The sequence below is a fragment of the Pseudocitrobacter sp. 2023LY-00077 genome (assembly GCF_055796175.1).
Genome location: NZ_JBSPEI010000001.1, coordinates 410,431 through 426,826, shown reverse-complemented (window position 1 = coordinate 426,826; position 16,396 = coordinate 410,431). Strand labels below are relative to the sequence as shown.

Here is a 16,396-nt window from a genome sequence, read left to right as displayed (position 1 = left end):
CGCGCTCCCTGCTTCAGTGACAAATATAGGTTTGGTTTTCATCCAGCGGCGGTGCAATCTTCAGCGTACAGGTGCGCCCTTGTTGTGGGTCGAGCACCACAGAGACGCCATAAGGAACCTCATTGCTGCGAATAAATAAGCGGCTTCCCTGGCCCACCAGCCCAATGTTGTGCCCGTGGCTGTCCACCACGTCATAACCGAAGGTTAACGGGGAACCATCTGCCAGCCGCGCTTTAATAAACCACGGCTTGCGCGAGTCGGTTTCAAAACGCAGCAGTGTGACCGCACCTCGCACCGGCGCCACGCGCTGGCGATTACCCAGCAGCTCGGTTTGCGTTTCACTGTCAGAGACATCCAGCATTAAATGGTTTTCACGCCAGGGCGATAAACCGTCATACACCACCGTGCCGTTGCGGTTAGTGGTACGATATTTCTGCCCATTGACGTAAGCGCCCTCAAGCCCAGGCGCGTCCAGAATGGCGACAGTTTCTGATAACCTGTTAGCCAGATTAACGCCGCCCGACCACGCCACGATGCCACCGGAAAGCGTGCCGCTGGTTTGCCGATACTGCGCAGACTGGCTATAGCTTCCGCTGACGGTCGCCACCGGGGTATTCCAGGTCAGATTCACCCCGGCAGTCGTTTCATCAGACTGACGTTGATGACTCAGGTTCGCGCTGTAACTCAGTTGATCGCGGTCGCCCGCCATTCCCGAGATCCCCGTGTTATTCGCAGCATAACCATGATTATCAAAGGTCGTCGATTGGGAAACCGACAACTGACGGCGTGGCGTACTCACGCCATCTCCCCAGTCGAAGGGAATCGAAATAAACAGGTTAAAGCGCTTATCCGCCGCATGATCCTCAGACCAGGTTCTGCTGGCCGAAAAGGTGTAAGAGATCCGTTGCCAGCTATTGCTGTAGCTGAGCTGATAATCCTGGCTGCTGCCGTTACGCCCCCAATAATCACGCCACAACAGGTTCAGTGACAGGGTTCCCGCATTTTGTGGCAACATCTGGTTAATGTTGGCGGAGAAATTATTTTTCCGACCAAAATCGCTCTGGTAGTAATCAGCGATGTCATAGACGTCATGGCGATCGCGCGAATAAGTGTCCTTGTTATTGGCCCATACGTGATCGTTAAAGGTCCTGAAGTTATAGGAAGAGTAGCGGTATGCCGCCAGACCAAAACGCGTCGCCGTTTGATTGATATATTTGTTGTACGCTATCTGATAGCTCTGCCCATTAAACTCGCCGTTATCCTGCAAACTGCGCGACTGAATCATATCCAGCGAAATTGCCCCCAGCCGCGTATTCCAGCCGGTCCCTAATGTGAACGCCTGATATTTTTGCGCCAGCATCGTGCCACCATACAGGGTTAACACGTTGTTCAGACCATACTGATAGTTGAGCTGGATAAAATCGCTTTGACGACTCGCGCCCTCTATTTGGCTGCGACCGGCGACAAAATCATATTTTGTCACGCCTGGCTGCAACATATTCGGCACCGCCGCGTACGGCACCAGATAATGGCTCACGGAACCATCGGCTTCTTTTACCGTCACGTCGAGATCTGCGCCGCCACCCGCCGTTTGCAAATCAGCAATCGCAAACGGGCCCGGCGGAACTTCTTTCTGGTAAACCACAAAACCATTCTGCTCGACCGTCACCAGCGCGTTACTCTGCGCAATACCCTGTACCAGAGGCGTGAAATTTTGTTTGGCGCTCGGCAGCATCTGCATGTCGCGGTAGAGTCGCACGCCGCGAAAGCGCACCGCATCGAACATGTCTGACGCGGTATACATCTCCCCGGCGCGCAAAACACCGAGCACAGAAGGCAGACTGCGTTCCAGATAGAGCGTGTTACTTTTCCACTCCCCACGTGAGTCATTTACCTGGCTGTAGCTGGCATCTGAATGTAATTGCCAGCCCAGGACATTCATGCCGCTATTAAAGCGCGCGTACAGATTTTTACTGTGACCGCCATTTTTATAATCGCTATAGTACTGGCTGACATACCAGGAACTGTAAAGCGCATTAATTCCGCGATCCCAGCTATCGGGTGAAACATAACCTTGTTCACGGGCATCAATAAATGCCTGCGGAACGGTTAAGTCCAGACGAAATGTACCGATATCAAATTTATATTCACCGCCCTGCACCGCCTGCTTTATCGTGATGCACTGTGCTACAGGATTTTCTTGCTGGCTGGAAAACTTAATGCCCAGTTGTGCAAGCTGATTCAACGTTAAACAGGTGTCATCGGTTTTTTCTTGCACTGCCAGAGTATATTTTCCCTGCCACTGTTTATTAATATACACATCCAGTTCATATTCACCCGGCATCGGTTTATCGCTATTGACCTGGAAATTTGTGGTTTTCACACCCTGCATACCCCCCATCATAAAGTGGGTATCAAACGTTTCTTCGGCCTGGAGTCTGGCAGTGAATAACGAAGAGACGATGGCCAGGGCAAGCGGGGCCATCCTTAACATAACCAGCTCCTTTTAATTTATTGTTATTTTCTCAGTAAGGTAATTACCGTAATCATCTATCATCGTCAGTGTTAACACGCTGACATTTTTTATTGTCGTGGGAATGGCCTGCTGAGCTCGCGGTGCCAGCATCAGGCTCTCTTTATTTATCTTATGATTATTCCCTGATACTTCCGTAATCGTTATCCAGTTAGCATTGTTATTTTTAATGATGATGCCCTGCGTGGTTCTCGATAACTGCAACTGCCGAAAACTGGCTTTATTCACCGGTGCAATACCTGCGGGTCGCCAGAACAGTTTGATTCTGTTTTGTGTGGCGAATTTAATGACGTTTTTCCCGGCGCTCTGCTCATCGTTTGGTGGAATATCCAGCACATTGAGAAAAAAAAGGCTCTCGACATCAGCCGGTAAATTCCCCTTCATTTTTTTGATTTTTAACTGTTGCCCTGATTTTGCCGCCACGCGCGACACCGGCGGAGTCAGTAAGAAAGGCACATCGATATGCTCAGGAGACTGCGCGGTGTCGCCATCGTCGATCCACGCCTGTACCAGCGACGTGCGGTCGCCCTGATTCATTATCTGTACCACGACTTCTTTTTTGTCTGCCGGATAAATCACGCGTGTGCCATAAATCACCACACCCGCCTGCACGGCCCCGCTCACCACGAATAACATCAGGACAAGTAATTTTTTCATAGAGACTCATTTTTAGCTGAGAAAGACGCGGCGGAAGATACCGCCGCGTATGATATTAATCAGAGAACACCTGCATGGTGATGCTGGAATTTACCTCGCCGCTTTTTACATCACCGCTGGTACGGGCATAAAATGCAGAGAAATCCAGGGTGTAAATACCGCTACTGTCTTTCACTAAGGTCATCGATTTCTGCGGGCTGATCGCCTGCGTTTCATTATTCATATGTACTTTGAAACCGACGCCGTTATCACCGCTGGTATTTTTGGTGACATCGCTGCCGCTACCGTTAAAGCCATCAACGCTGAAGGAAATTCGCGGCGCGACATTCTGGTCGCATTTGAATTTAATTTGCCCGACGGCTGAACTGGAATATGTCTTCAACTCTTCCCCGGCATTCAGCCCGGAAAAAGCCTCAACGCTGACGTCTGGCATCGTAATGGTGGCCTGATTTTTCCCGTCTTCAATTTTACAGGTCGAACCCAGTACTTTACCGTTAATCTGCAACACGCCTTCGTCGTCCGCTGCAAATACCGCAGAGCTCGCCAACAGAGAAGAGAATACGGCTATCGTCAGAATAGAATGTTTCATCATTGCGTCCTTATTTGAAATTGTGATTCTAGTGTTAAGAGGAAATTAACTCTTGAAACAAAATTCTCACATCAAAAAGGTTACAGCAATGTAATACTTTTGTTTTATTGATTTAAAACAATTTACATATAGCAATATAATTTCAACAAATAAATTAAACTAAAAAGTATTTGTAGCGTAAATTAATAAAGTTTAAAAAACAGACACTCAGATCACTCATAAAAATATAATTACAATTATCATTCATTTAAATGATCTTTATTTTTTATGATCGTGCCATTTTTTAGAGAAAGATCGCGATAATTTAAAAAATATGTTCGCAACCCACGACAAAAAAATCGGTTTAAAGAAGAGGAAATCGGAACTCTGCAACCTGCGATAGGCAGCACGCTCGCCAGGAAGCGCCGTTTTTTTAGGCAATTTTGTGCGATGCATTGATTTAGCAGGGCCTGAGACGTGCTTTGGGCTTACCAAAGGAACGCCTTTCAGGTAACATCAAAAGCCCTTTTCACTACATAAGAAGTAATGTTCATTATGACTCAAGTCGCGAAGAAAATTCTGGTAACGTGCGCTCTGCCGTACGCCAACGGCTCAATCCACCTCGGCCACATGCTGGAGCATATCCAGGCTGATGTCTGGGTCCGTTACCAGCGAATGCGCGGCCACCAGGTAAACTTCATCTGCGCGGACGATGCACATGGCACGCCGATCATGCTGAAAGCTCAGCAGCTCGGGATCACCCCAGAGCAGATGATTGCCGAAATGAGTCAGGAACATCAGACCGATTTTGCTGGCTTCAACATTAGCTACGACAACTACCACTCGACGCACAGCGACGAAAACCGCGAGCTGTCGGAGCTTATCTATGGTCGCCTGAAAGAGAACGGTTTTATCAAAAACCGCACCATCTCCCAGCTTTACGATCCGGAAAAAGGCATGTTCCTGCCGGACCGTTTTGTGAAAGGCACCTGCCCGAAATGTAAATCACCGGACCAGTACGGCGATAACTGCGAAGTGTGCGGCGCAACCTACAGCCCAACCGAGCTTATCGAGCCGAAATCGGTGGTGTCCGGTGCGACGCCGGTGATGCGTGAATCCGAACACTTCTTCTTTGATCTGCCTTCCTTCAGCGAGATGCTACAGGCGTGGACCCGCAGCGGCGCGTTGCAGGAGCAGGTGGCGAATAAAATGCAGGAGTGGTTTGAATCCGGCCTGCAACAGTGGGATATCTCCCGCGATGCGCCGTACTTCGGTTTTGAAATCCCGAATGCGCCGGGCAAATATTTCTACGTCTGGCTGGATGCGCCAATCGGCTACATGGGTTCTTTCAAAAACCTGTGTGATAAACGCGGTGACACCGTAAGCTTTGATGACTACTGGAAGAAAGACTCCGACGCCGAGCTGTATCACTTCATCGGTAAAGACATCGTTTACTTCCACAGCCTGTTCTGGCCTGCCATGCTGGAAGGCAGTAATTTCCGTAAGCCAACTAACCTGTTCGTGCACGGTTATGTGACGGTGAACGGTGCGAAGATGTCAAAATCGCGCGGCACCTTCATTAAAGCCAGCACCTGGCTGAACCACTTCGATGCCGACAGCCTGCGCTACTACTACACCGCCAAGCTCTCTTCACGCATCGATGATATTGACCTCAACCTGGAAGACTTCATCCAGCGCGTGAACGCCGATATTGTCAACAAAGTGGTTAACCTGGCATCGCGTAACGCTGGCTTTATCAACAAGCGTTTCGATGGCGTGCTGTCTGCTGAACTGGCCGATCCTGAACTGTATAAAACCTTCACCGACGCGGCTGCCGCGATTGGCGAAGCCTGGGATAGCCGCGAGTTTGGTAAAGCGATTCGCGAAATCATGGCGCTGGCCGACGTGGCTAACCGCTACGTTGACGAGCAAGCTCCGTGGGTGGTCGCGAAACAGGAAGGCCGCGATGCCGACCTGCAGGCTATCTGCACTATGGGTCTGAACATGTTCCGCGTGCTGATGACCTGGCTGAAACCGGTTCTGCCTTCGCTGACCGAACGCGCCGAAGCGTTCCTCAACACCACGCTTGAGTGGGATGCTATCGCCCAGCCGCTGCTGTCGCACAAGGTGAACACCTTCAAAGCGCTCTACAACCGCATCGAAACCAAACAGGTTGAAGCGCTGGTTGAAGCGTCGAAAGAAGAAGTGAAAGCCGCTGCGGCACCGGTCACCGGGCCACTGGCGGACGATCCGATTCAGGAAACCATCACCTTTGACGATTTCGCCAAAGTGGATATGCGCGTGGCGCTGATTGAAAACGCGGAATTCGTTGACGGCTCTGATAAACTGCTGCGCCTGACGCTGGATCTCGGCGGCGAGAAACGCAATGTCTTCTCCGGCATTCGTTCCGCGTACCCGGAACCTGAAGCGCTGATTGGCCGCCTGACGGTGATGGTCGCCAACCTGGCGCCGCGTAAAATGCGCTTCGGCATCTCCGAAGGAATGGTGATGGCCGCAGGCCCAGGCGGGAAAGATATCTTCCTGTTAAGCCCGGACAGCGGCGCGAAACCAGGCCAGCAGGTGAAATAACCTTCCGCATAAAGCGCTGCTCCGGCAGCGCCCGGATTGCTGACAAAGTGCGCGTTATTCTTGCCGGATGCGGCGTAAACGCCTTATCCGGCCTACAAAACATCGCAAATTCAATATATTGCAGAAACCTTGTAGGCCTGATAAGCGCAGCGCATCAGGCAATGTTGCGTTTGCCATCAATCTCAGCGCTGCTCCGGCAGCGCTTTTTTTATGTATTCTTAAAAAATGCCGTACTGCTATGCTTTTTTCTTTTAGCCTATATGATAATAGTTTGCATTTGCTAAAAGGAACTCTCATGCGCAAACTTCGCCCCACTCTCACACTGATTAGCCTCTGCCTTATGGGTAGCCTTATCGGCTGCGACAACAAAGACACACCCAAAGAGCCGCAGACCTATGTCCAGAGCATCGCCGCCAGCAATACGCCGGAGGAAAAAGCCACGTTCTTTAATGCCGCAAATGGTGTTGAGGTGAAAGTAACCTATTACTACAAAGGGGATGTCGTCCTGCGTCAGGACGTTGATAACAAAATGACCTACGCCAGCGCAGGCGTGAGCAACAAAGAAGAAGCGCAGCGGCGATTTGAGCAGATCAGTAACGCGTATAAGAACACGGCAGGAGTGACAGAGACCATTAATTATCAGGACGATTATGTCACAGAGAACATCACCGTTGATTACACAAAAGCGAATATCAGCGAGCTGTGTAAACTCCCGGGCACATCGTTGACCGATTGCAATGCGCAGTATCTTTCGATGCTGTTGTCCGAGAAGATGGTGCTAAAACAGGGATTTAAGAAGCAGGAGTAGGCAGGTAACGGTATTCACTATTTTATCGATTATTCGACTCAAAAAATGAGTCGAATAATCGCCGTAATCACCTCAGCAAGCGTAATCAGCTTTTCGCCGCGTGCTCACGTACCGCCAGGCCGCGCAGGAAATAACGCAGGAACTGGTCGCCGCATTCGCGGAAGTTTTTGTGGTCTGGCGCGCGCATCATGGCGGTGATTTCCGGCATCGAGACGCGGAATTTCTGCTCGGTCAGAATGGCGAGGATATCATCCGTTTTCAGGGAAAACGCGATGCGCAGCTTTTTGAGCATGATGTTGTTATTTACGCGACGTTCAACCGCCAGCGCGGGCGCGGATTCATCGCGACCGCGTTTTTCGTAAATCAGCCCGTTCAGGAAGCAGGACAGCATAATATCCGGGCAGCGTACAAACCCCTCTTCATCTTCTTTGCGCAACCAGGGTGCCAGCTGCTCGGCGGTGACCACGGTGTCGCCCAGCGCAAAAATACGCAGCAGATCTTGATTGTTCATTTTCAGGATGTAGCGCACGCTACGTAAAATATCGTTACTGACCATAGTGCCTTCGGTAATGAAAAATGCGGTCGGCTAGTTTAACACGATTTACAGGCCCAACGCCTCTTTCAGGCTTTTTAAGTAGCGGCGGCTGACCGGTACGGTTTGTCCGTTGCGCAGCAGCAGTTCGGCCTGGCCGTTGTCCTCCAGGCGAATCTCCTGCAGATGCGCCATGTTGACGAGATACTGTCGATGACAACGCAGCAGCGGTGTGCGCTGCTCCAGCGTTCTTAACGTCAGCTCGGTGAAGCCTTCTTTCCCTTCGTGATTGGTGACGTAAACGCCGCTCATTCGGCTGCTGACAAACGCCACATCATCCATTTGCAACAGCCAGATGCGGCTATGCCCGGAACAGGGAATGAATTTCAGCGCTTCCTGATTCTCGGTGAGCGCGGAGATATCCTGCACATTACGTTCCTGACGCAAACGCGTGAGAGTTTTCTCCAGCCGTTTTTCTTCTATCGGCTTAAGGAGGTAATCAAACGCATGCTCTTCAAAAGCTTTAACCGCGTACTCGTCAAACGCGGTCAGAAAAACGATGTATGGACGATGTTCCGGGTCGAGCATACCGACCATCTCCAGCCCGCTGATGCGCGGCATCTGGATATCAAGGAACAGTACGTCGGGATGAAGCTTATGCACCGCGCCAATCGCTTCCACCGCGTTACCGCACTCGCCGACAATCTCGACATCCGGCTGCGCCTGCAACAGCACCCGCAGATTCTCCCGCGCCAACGGTTCATCATCGACAATCAGCACTTTAATCATGCGTTCTCCTCCAGAGGCAGCCTTAGGGTGATACGGGTGAAAATATCGGGTTCGCAGGCGACGTTGATCCCGCAGTCATCACCAAAACGCGTGCGCAGGCGCTTATCCACCAGGCTCATGCCCAGCCCACTGGCCTGCGCATCCGGTTGATACAGCCCGGCGTTGTCTTCAATCGCCAGCAAGAGGTGTTGCCCGTCACGGCTGGCGTTGATACGAATTTCGCCCACGCTCAACAACTGCGATGTGCCGTGTTTAATGGCATTCTCAACAATCGGTTGCAGCGTGAAGGCCGGAAGCCGGACATGCGCCAGCTCTTCGGGGACATGCAGTTGAACCTGCAAATTTTCCTGGAACCGCGCTTTCTCAATTTGCAGATACGCATTCACATGCTCAATTTCATCGGCCAGCGTCACAATCTCCGACGGGCGTTTCAGGTTCTTACGGAAAAAGGTTGAGAGATATTGCACCAGTTGGCTTGCCTGTTCGCTGTCGCGGCGAATCACCGCTTTCAGGGTGTTAAGCGCGTTAAACAGGAAGTGCGGGTTCACCTGCGCATGCAGCAGTTTAATTTCCGACTGGGTGAGCAGCGCTTTTTGCCGCTCATACTGTCCTGCCAGAATTTGCGCCGACAACAGTTGGGCAATCCCCTCACCTAAGGTGCGGTTGATCGAACTGAACAGGCGATTTTTGGCTTCATACAATTTAATGGTGCCAATAATGCGCTGATTCTCACCGCGCAGCGGAATAACCAGCGTTGAGCCGAGTTTACACTGCGGATGAATCGAGCAGCGATACGGCACTTCGTTACCGTCCGCATACACCACCTCGCCGGTTTCAATCGCTTTTTGGGTATAACTGGAAGAGATAGGCTTGCCGGGAAGATGGTGATCTTCTCCTATCCCGGTAAAGGCCAACAGGCGCTCACGATCGGTAATTGCCACCGCGCCAATATCCAGTTCCTTGATCAGCACCTGCGCCACCTTCATGCTGTTCTCTTCGTTAAACCCCTGACGCAAAATCCCTTCCGTCGATGCCGCCACTTTCAGCGCTGTGGCGGAAAATGCCGAGGTGTACTTTTCAAACATCGCACGCTTGTCGAGCAGAATACGCATAAACAGCGCTGCCCCGACGGTGTTGGTCACCATCATCGGCGCAGCAATGCTTTGCACGAGGTGAAAGGCGTCCTGGAACGGACGCGCAATCAACAGAATGATCAGCATCTGTACCAGTTCGGCGAAGAAGGTGATCGCCCCGGCGGTCCACGGGCTGAAAACTTTGTCCGGGCGGCCTCGTTTCACCAGCATGCTGTGAACCAGCCCGCCCAGAAGGCCTTCAACGATGGTGGAGATCATACAGCTCAACGCTGTCATGCCACCCATTGAGTAGCGATGCAAGCCTCCGGTTAGCCCCACTAAGCCCCCTACCACCGGCCCGCCAAGCAGGCCGCCCATCACGGCGCCGATGGCGCGGGTGTTAGCGATAGAGTCTTCGATATGCAGGCCAAAATAGGTGCCGAGGATGCAGAAAATCGAGAAGGTCACGTAGCACAACAGTTTATGCGGCAGGCGCACGGTCACCTGCATGAGCGGGATGAACAGGCGCGTTTTGCTCATCAGCCACGCTATGACCAGAAACACACACATCTGCTGAAGCAGCAGCAACACCAGATCAAATTCGTACATACCCGAAAACCACAAGACCCATGAAGCTGCGTAACATACACCGAGTGAACATAACTTTCTTTGAAGCTATGCAAAAAAAGCTGAAATAGCGGCCAAAATCACATTTTTAATCTATCCGTCGGTTAAGTAATGCCTAAAAAACCATCACCACAGGGCAAGGAGGAAAACCCGACCTACAGTTAAAAGGATATATTCATCCAGGGAGTTATCATGGCGTGGTATACGATTGGCGAGGTGGCGCAGCTGTGTGACATCAACCCGGTGACGCTCCGCGCGTGGCAGCGTCGCTATGATCTGCTTAAGCCCCAGCGTACCGACGGCGGGCACCGTTTGTTCACCGAGTCCGATATTGAACGCATCCGCGAAATTAAACGCTGGGTGGATACGGGCGTGCAGGTCAGTAAAGTCAAAAAGCTGTTGATTGATGGCAGTAAGGAGCAGCAACAGGACTGGCGGGAGCGCCAGGAGGAAGTGCTGCGCTATCTGCAAAGCGGACGCATCGATCGGTTACGCCAGTGGCTGAAAGAGAGCACGCGTCACTATCCGGCACGCACGCTGGTGAATCAACTCATCACCCCATTACGCCAGCGTCTGGCCGGTTCGCAATCGACGTTCTGCGCCATGCTGGGCATTCTGGATGGCGTGCTGATCAATACTATTGCGCTTATCCTTGCCGCATCGCGTAAAAAACCGGGCCATGATGCACTGGTGGTCGGCTGGAACGTTAACGATATCACGCCATTATGGCTGGAGGGGTGGGTCGCCTGCGAGCAGGGCTGGCGGGTTGACGTGCTGGCGCATTCTCTGCCGCAGCTGCAACCGGGCCTTTTTCCTGAGCAGACGTTGCTGGTGTGGTGCGGCGCCGTTTCCGCTCCGCAGCAGACCTTGCAGATTCAGCGCTGGCAGGAACAGGGCTACGCGATTCGTTTATGTACAAATTAATGGTTCATCAACAAGCATGCTTCGCAGTATAATCCTTTAATTAACATAAGGAGCACACTATGAAGCCAGCTAAACTTGCCGTCGTGGCGCTATTTCTGTTCATGGCCGTCAGCGGAATTGGCGGCGTGATGCTCGCCGGCTACTCATTTATTGTTCGCGGCGGTATCGGCTAAGCCTGCGGCTCACGCGTTCAAACGCGCGGTCAACGATGACCGCAGCCAGCGCCACCAGTACCGCGCCCTGCAACACATAGGCGGTATTAAAGCCGCTTAGCCCAATGATAATCGGCGTACCCAACGTGTTTGCGCCGACGGTCGAGGCGATCGTTGCCGTGCCGATGTTAATGATGACCGACGTGCGAATACCCGCCAGCATCACCGGCGCGGCCAACGGGAGTTCAACTTTCAGCAGCCGCTGAATACTGCTCATCCCCATCCCTTGCGCTACGCTGCTTACCCCGACGGGAACGGATGCCAGCCCGGCAAGCGTTCCCTGAAGAATCGGTAAAACCCCGTAGAGAATTAATGCAATAATCGCTGGCTGCTGGCCAAAACCCATCACCGGAACGGCAATCGCCAGTACGGCAACGGGCGGGAATGTTTGGCCCATTGCGGCAATGGTCTCGACCAGCGGGCGAAACTCTTTGCCTGCGTCACGCGTCACCGCAATGCCTGCGCCGGTGCCCAACACAATCGCTACCAGGCTTGAGACGCCCACCAGCCAGAAATGCGCCAACGTCAACGAGACAAAGCTTTCCTGCTGATAGAGGGGGCGTGACTGTTCCGGGAATAGCGCATGAAAAAAGGGCTCGCTGTGCGGCAAACCGATTAAGAGCGCAAGGAAAAACAGCACAAGCCAGAGCAAAGGGTCACGCAGAAATCTCACCGTCGCCCTCCTCGCGCAGCAGATCGGCGAAGTGCAGCGCACCGCAAATCTCATCGTTTTCATTCATCACAGGAAGCACCAGACGCCGCTGTGCCACAAACTGTGATAACGCTTCACGCAGCGACATGGATACCCGCAGAGCTTCACCCGGCACCCGTTCGCCGCGACGCTGATAATCCCCGACCTGACGCAGCGAAAGCAGACGTACGCCCAGCTCGCTTTGGCCAAAGAAGGTTCGTACAAACGCATTGGCTGGCTGCGTGAGCATCTCCAGCGGCGTACCCTGCTGTACGACTTCGCCGTTATCCATCAAAATCAGATGGTCCGCCAGGCGCAGGGCTTCATCGATATCGTGGGTCACCAGTACAATCGTGCGCCCCAGTAACTGGTGGATGCGACGCATCTCCTGCTGGAGAGCGCCACGCGTCACCGGGTCCAGCGCGCCGAAGGGTTCATCCATCAGCAACACTTCCGGATCTGCCGCCAGCGCACGCGCCACACCGACGCGTTGCTGCTGCCCACCGGAAAGCTGATGCGGATAGCGATCGCGAAGCTCGGGTTCAAGCCCCAGCAGCGCCATCAGTTCATCAATACGCGCCTGGGTACGCGCTTTCGGCCACTTCAACAGCTGCGGCACGGTGGCGATGTTCTGCGCCACCGTCCAGTGAGGAAACAGGCCGATAGACTGGATGGCATAGCCCATTCGCCGCCGCAGCGCCAGCAGCGGCTGCTGGCGAATATCTTCACCGGCGAAACGGATGGTGCCGCTATCGTGAGATTCCAGGCGATTAATCATCTTCAGGGTGGTCGATTTCCCGGAGCCGGAGGTACCAATCAGCACCGTGAAGGCGCCCTCTTTGACATGCAGAGTGAGATCTTTTACCGCTGCCCGGTCGCCAAAATATTTACTGACCTGCTGAAACTCAATCACCCTGCTCTCCTTTCACTAACGCGATGCACAAACTAAACAGCGCATCGGTAATAACCGCTAATGCCACCACCGGGATGACGCCCAGTAACACCAGATCCAGCGCACTACTGAGCAGCCCCTGAAAGACCAGGGCGCCGAAACCGCCCGCGCCAATCAACGCCGCCACAACGGCCATACCGACCGTTTGCACCGCCACCACCCGCAGGCTGCGCAATAAAACCGGCAATGCCAGCGGAAGCTGCACCTGCCAGAAACGCTGCCCGCGCCCCATGCCCATTGCCCGAGCGCTTTCCAGCACATCCTCTGGCACCTGCTGCATACCCGCCACCACGCCGCGAACCAGCGGCAACAGCGCGTAGAGCACCAGTGCAATTAAGGCAGGCGTCAGCCCGGTTCCCGCAACGCCAAGACGCGCAAGCAACGGAAACTGTTGCGCGAGGCCAGCCAGCGGCGCAATAAGCAGGCCAAACAAGGCCACGGAGGGAATGGTTTGAATGACATTAAGGATGGCAAAGACCCTGGTCTGACGCGCCGGGCGGCGCCAGCACCACAGTCCTAAAGGAATGCCGATCAGAAGACCGGGCAGCAGCGTGCCAAACAACAGCACCAGGTGCTGCGAAAGCGCATCATTAAAGACATCCTGGCGATTGGCGTACTCTTTTAACAAAGAGAGATGGTCGAGCTGCCCCATCCACAGTAGCAGCAGCGGCAGTAGCCAAATCTGTATTTGCAGAATCCAGCGCCACAGCGCGCTGAGCCGTAACCGGCGTAATGTGTCGCTACAGATAAGTAAAGCCAGCAACATCCAAAGCCAGAGCCCGCTTCCGGGTGAGGTTCGCGCAAGGGAACTTCCCGTCAACGCAAGAGAGTTTGCCACCTCACCAACGGCCCACACCAGCAGGCTGAATAGCGCTTGCCCCAACACGAAACTTGAGATAATGGCGCTACGCCCGGGTATAAAACTCAGGACAATCAGCAGCAGAGGAAATACAAACAGCCACAGAGGGCGAAACCCATCTGTCTGCCACAGCGCCAGGGATTCCCCTGAAACAAGGCGGTTAGGTGCATAGTTAACGAAAGGTAACAGCACAGCAACTGATATCAGCAGGACAAGCAGAAACTGCACGCGATTGTGGCAAGCAGGTATCGTCATCGACGCGTTCATATCCTTTTGCGGGTGGCAAGCGACACCTTGTCTGACGGGCGTCGATCCCTCTGATGCTTATGTTCTCCCTTTATCGTCAAGCCAGCCTCCCGATCCTCTACACATGATGAGTTTTCAGTTTATACGCATTCTCAGATTTAACCTGACAAATTTGAATATTCTCTTGTCGGTGTAGTAGTTAAAATATACTAGATCTACCCAAATCCATGATTTATTAATTTACAAAACCCATAAATTAAAATCTTATCTCTGTTAGAAAAATCTTATTTTATCCGTAAAGCAGATTAACCTTTTCTTTTTTACCGCATAAAAATGTTAATTTTTCTCTACAAACAGTAAATACCGCCAACAAATGTTGCAGACGTGATATTTTTGTCTATCTAACGAACTTACCGAAACTTAAGATATCAACCGGGTACTTTACAATCTAAAACAAACAGCCAGACTTTTCACTGTTTTACCACCAAAAGGAGATGATTCTTCTTTGCATTAAGAAAAAACCTTTAATGAGTTCTAACTATGAGATTTTTATTTAACAAACAAGTAATCTTTGACGCAGATTCCGGCACCTTGTTTCTGGCTGATACCCCCGATGACGCGGTACAAATATCCAACCCAACTAAGCGATTATTATTATTACTCGCATGTCATCAAGGGGAAGTTATTAACCGTGAGGTAATATTTAAAAAAGTCTGGGATGACTTTGGTATGGTTTCCAGTAATAACAACCTTAACCATTGCATCAGCAAACTGCGTCGAATACTCCGTAACCTTGGGCTGGAAGATGAGGTCATCACGACCGTACCCAAGATGGGTTTTATGTTCCATCAACAGGTCGCGGTTGAACTGCTCCCCGAGCCTGAAACGAATACCCCCATTGAAATTTTTAATGATATTTCAATGAGTAAAAACAATGATTCCCCCGCAGCATCGACTGTCGCGGCAAAAGCGCAACCCTCGTCAGGGAAAATTCAAACCCTCTCTATCATTACGCTTTTCTGCGCAATGCTTGCGCTTAGCGTGACGATCGCATTCTGGTATCAGCATCGCCCGGAAGACCGTCGGGAAATTTATATCGGTGAAGCGGGAAACTGTAATGTCCTGGTCTCTGTCCCTTTACCTAACAACACCGATACCGAGAGTTTAAAAAAGGGAATTCTGAATTACGCACAATCGTTAAACCCGCAATGTCGCAGCGATCAGTACGTATTGGTGATAAAAAGCAATACTTTCAGGGTCTACAGTAACGATCTTTCTCGCCTGTATATGATGTTATGCGGCTCACTTCGTGAGAATAAAGCGGAGGTATGCTGGAGCCTGAACGAACCCGCTTCCAGCACCAGCCATTAATTTCCCCGAAGGGCAGCACCTGGCTGCCCTTTCTTGTTTCACATCAAATTCACTACTTTCGAATCGAGAAGAGAAATGCGATCTCGATCCTGTTTGGTGCTTACCACCACAGATTTTACCTAAGTCACCTTTACTTACCGATAACATTACTTCTGGTAATCTCAGCGCATAACACCACCAGTAAGTACATTTACGCATGATTAACAGAATATTAATCTTAATATTCACCTGTTAATAGTTAATGATTACACCACCTAGGAAATATCTTAACCTTTTCGTACATGTTACTGCTGGTTCGCAACACCTCGTTTACCCGCGTTTAAAGCTGCCCGCAGAAGCCATGGAACAAGCAATCAGGTCTACTCAGGATTAACAGGAAACGCATCATGTTGAAAAAATGTTACTTAGCTATGCTGTCAGGCTCTCTGCTGGTATCCGCTAACGCAATGGCTCTTTCAGATAACACCATCACTTTCCAGGGCGAAGTTACGGACGAAACCTGTTCTGTGGCCATTAACGGCAACCAGGCGACGCCCGTTGTACTGCTGCCAACGGTGAGCAGCGCCGATCTCGGCGCCAGTGGAGATACCGCAGGCCCGGTGACCTTTGATATCGGCCTTACCGGCTGCACCGGCGATGCCACCAACGCCACCAAGATTTCCACCGTATTCGTCGGAAACCAGGTGACCACTAACGGTAACCTTGGCAATACCGGCACCGCATCCAACGTTGAAGTACAAATTCTGGATACCAAAGGCACCGAAATTAACCTGACGGACGGGTTCACCGGTACCGGCGACCTGACGTTAGCAGCGGGCGAAAAAGAAGTGTCTGCAACCTATACCGCGCAGTACTACGCGAATGGTAAAGCGACCGCGGGTACCGTTGAAGCCACCATGCAGTACGCCGTCTCTTACCAGTAATTCTCTTCAGGGCACAGCCCAGGCTGTGCCTTTATCGACGGA

General features: G+C 51.9%; 15 protein-coding genes. 6 read left to right on the top strand and 9 right to left on the bottom strand.

Annotated elements, in window-relative coordinates; translation table 11 throughout:
• Positions 1–13: 13 nt before the first annotated feature.
• Genes ACWWFX_RS01945 through yehD form a run of 3 tightly spaced genes read right to left on the bottom strand, consistent with a single transcriptional unit; the run spans position 14 to position 3,782 of the window.
• The gene (locus ACWWFX_RS01945) at positions 14–2,494 is read right to left on the bottom strand and encodes a fimbrial biogenesis outer membrane usher protein (protein WP_473223066.1); all 2,481 of its coding nucleotides are present in this window, start codon (positions 2,492–2,494) and stop codon (positions 14–16) included.
• A 12-nt stretch (positions 2,495–2,506) separates the two neighbouring features.
• A complete protein-coding gene (locus tag ACWWFX_RS01940; RefSeq protein WP_473223065.1) occupies positions 2,507–3,190 on the bottom strand; it encodes a fimbria/pilus periplasmic chaperone in 684 nt (227 codons plus the stop codon).
• A 55-nt stretch (positions 3,191–3,245) separates the two neighbouring features.
• Entirely contained in the window at positions 3,246–3,782 is a 537-nt protein-coding gene (gene yehD / locus ACWWFX_RS01935) for a fimbrial protein YehD (RefSeq protein WP_473223064.1), read from the bottom strand.
• Between the two features lie 531 nt (positions 3,783–4,313).
• On the opposite strand from yehD, the gene metG reads away from it, so the two are divergent.
• Together metG and ACWWFX_RS01925 are read left to right on the top strand one after the other, a co-directional pair.
• The gene (gene metG / locus ACWWFX_RS01930; RefSeq protein WP_473223063.1) at positions 4,314–6,347 is read left to right on the top strand and encodes a methionine--tRNA ligase; all 2,034 of its coding nucleotides are present in this window, start codon (positions 4,314–4,316) and stop codon (positions 6,345–6,347) included.
• A gap of 295 nt (positions 6,348–6,642) precedes the next feature.
• Positions 6,643–7,155, top strand: a complete 513-nt coding sequence (locus tag ACWWFX_RS01925; RefSeq protein WP_276220514.1) for a YehR family lipoprotein — start codon at positions 6,643–6,645, stop codon at positions 7,153–7,155.
• Between the two features lie 85 nt (positions 7,156–7,240).
• On the opposite strand, the gene ACWWFX_RS01920 is transcribed toward ACWWFX_RS01925, so the two are convergent.
• Genes ACWWFX_RS01920 through ACWWFX_RS01910 form a run of 3 tightly spaced genes read right to left on the bottom strand, consistent with a single transcriptional unit; the run spans position 7,241 to position 10,158 of the window.
• A complete protein-coding gene (locus ACWWFX_RS01920) occupies positions 7,241–7,711 on the bottom strand; it encodes a YehS family protein (RefSeq protein ID WP_149462426.1) in 471 nt (156 codons plus the stop codon).
• Between the two features lie 45 nt (positions 7,712–7,756).
• Positions 7,757–8,476 (bottom strand): two-component system response regulator BtsR, encoded by a 720-nt coding sequence (gene btsR, locus ACWWFX_RS01915; RefSeq protein WP_015963776.1) that lies wholly within the window; start codon positions 8,474–8,476, stop codon positions 7,757–7,759.
• The gene (locus ACWWFX_RS01910; RefSeq protein WP_276220515.1) at positions 8,473–10,158 is read right to left on the bottom strand and encodes a sensor histidine kinase; all 1,686 of its coding nucleotides are present in this window, start codon (positions 10,156–10,158) and stop codon (positions 8,473–8,475) included. Before ACWWFX_RS01910 ends, btsR begins: the two co-directional genes overlap by 4 nt.
• Positions 10,159–10,368: 210 nt before the next feature.
• On the opposite strand from ACWWFX_RS01910, the gene ACWWFX_RS01905 reads away from it, so the two are divergent.
• Both ACWWFX_RS01905 and ACWWFX_RS01900 read left to right on the top strand, forming a co-directional pair.
• Positions 10,369–11,100 (top strand): MerR family transcriptional regulator, encoded by a 732-nt coding sequence (locus tag ACWWFX_RS01905; protein WP_456145983.1) that lies wholly within the window; start codon positions 10,369–10,371, stop codon positions 11,098–11,100.
• 59 nt (positions 11,101–11,159) lie between these two features.
• Positions 11,160–11,273 (top strand): protein YohO, encoded by a 114-nt coding sequence (locus ACWWFX_RS01900; protein WP_015963773.1) that lies wholly within the window; start codon positions 11,160–11,162, stop codon positions 11,271–11,273.
• Here ACWWFX_RS01900 and ACWWFX_RS01895 read toward each other — a convergent pair.
• The 3 genes from ACWWFX_RS01895 to ACWWFX_RS01885 are packed head-to-tail and all read right to left on the bottom strand — an operon-like array spanning position 11,248 to position 14,069.
• A complete protein-coding gene (locus ACWWFX_RS01895) occupies positions 11,248–11,985 on the bottom strand; it encodes an ABC transporter permease (protein WP_473223062.1) in 738 nt (245 codons plus the stop codon). The two genes, ACWWFX_RS01900 and ACWWFX_RS01895, sit on opposite strands and share 26 nt — an antisense overlap.
• Complete coding sequence (locus ACWWFX_RS01890) at positions 11,969–12,916, bottom strand: ABC transporter ATP-binding protein (protein ID WP_473223061.1); 948 nt, start codon at positions 12,914–12,916, stop codon at positions 11,969–11,971. Before ACWWFX_RS01890 ends, ACWWFX_RS01895 begins: the two co-directional genes overlap by 17 nt.
• The gene (locus tag ACWWFX_RS01885; protein ID WP_473223060.1) at positions 12,909–14,069 is read right to left on the bottom strand and encodes an ABC transporter permease; all 1,161 of its coding nucleotides are present in this window, start codon (positions 14,067–14,069) and stop codon (positions 12,909–12,911) included. The genes ACWWFX_RS01890 and ACWWFX_RS01885 overlap by 8 nt, the downstream gene beginning before the upstream one ends.
• 531 nt (positions 14,070–14,600) lie before the next feature.
• On the opposite strand from ACWWFX_RS01885, the gene ACWWFX_RS01880 reads away from it, so the two are divergent.
• Positions 14,601–15,431, top strand: a complete 831-nt coding sequence (locus tag ACWWFX_RS01880) for a winged helix-turn-helix domain-containing protein (RefSeq protein WP_473223059.1) — start codon at positions 14,601–14,603, stop codon at positions 15,429–15,431.
• Positions 15,432–15,817: 386 nt separating this feature from the next.
• Positions 15,818–16,354, top strand: a complete 537-nt coding sequence (locus tag ACWWFX_RS01875; protein ID WP_276220521.1) for a fimbrial protein — start codon at positions 15,818–15,820, stop codon at positions 16,352–16,354.
• Positions 16,355–16,396 lie beyond the last annotated feature (42 nt).

Bases quoted from the DNA above. Each gene is read 5' to 3' on its own strand.
- yehD (WP_473223064.1), bottom strand. From the start codon at position 3,782: ATGATGAAACATTCTATTCTGACGATAGCCGTATTCTCTTCTCTGTTG.
- ACWWFX_RS01920 (WP_149462426.1), bottom strand. From the start codon at position 7,711: ATGGTCAGTAACGATATTTTACGTAGCGTGCGCTACATCCTGAAAATG.
- ACWWFX_RS01925 (WP_276220514.1), top strand. From the start codon at position 6,643: ATGCGCAAACTTCGCCCCACTCTCACACTGATTAGCCTCTGCCTTATG.
- ACWWFX_RS01885 (WP_473223060.1), bottom strand. From the start codon at position 14,069: ATGACGATACCTGCTTGCCACAATCGCGTGCAGTTTCTGCTTGTCCTG.
- ACWWFX_RS01945 (WP_473223066.1), bottom strand. From the start codon at position 2,494: ATGTTAAGGATGGCCCCGCTTGCCCTGGCCATCGTCTCTTCGTTATTC.
- metG (WP_473223063.1), top strand. From the start codon at position 4,314: ATGACTCAAGTCGCGAAGAAAATTCTGGTAACGTGCGCTCTGCCGTAC.
- btsR (WP_015963776.1), bottom strand. From the start codon at position 8,476: ATGATTAAAGTGCTGATTGTCGATGATGAACCGTTGGCGCGGGAGAAT.
- ACWWFX_RS01940 (WP_473223065.1), bottom strand. From the start codon at position 3,190: ATGAAAAAATTACTTGTCCTGATGTTATTCGTGGTGAGCGGGGCCGTG.
- ACWWFX_RS01880 (WP_473223059.1), top strand. From the start codon at position 14,601: ATGAGATTTTTATTTAACAAACAAGTAATCTTTGACGCAGATTCCGGC.
- ACWWFX_RS01875 (WP_276220521.1), top strand. From the start codon at position 15,818: ATGTTGAAAAAATGTTACTTAGCTATGCTGTCAGGCTCTCTGCTGGTA.
- ACWWFX_RS01910 (WP_276220515.1), bottom strand. From the start codon at position 10,158: ATGTACGAATTTGATCTGGTGTTGCTGCTGCTTCAGCAGATGTGTGTG.
- ACWWFX_RS01900 (WP_015963773.1), top strand. From the start codon at position 11,160: ATGAAGCCAGCTAAACTTGCCGTCGTGGCGCTATTTCTGTTCATGGCC.
- ACWWFX_RS01905 (WP_456145983.1), top strand. From the start codon at position 10,369: ATGGCGTGGTATACGATTGGCGAGGTGGCGCAGCTGTGTGACATCAAC.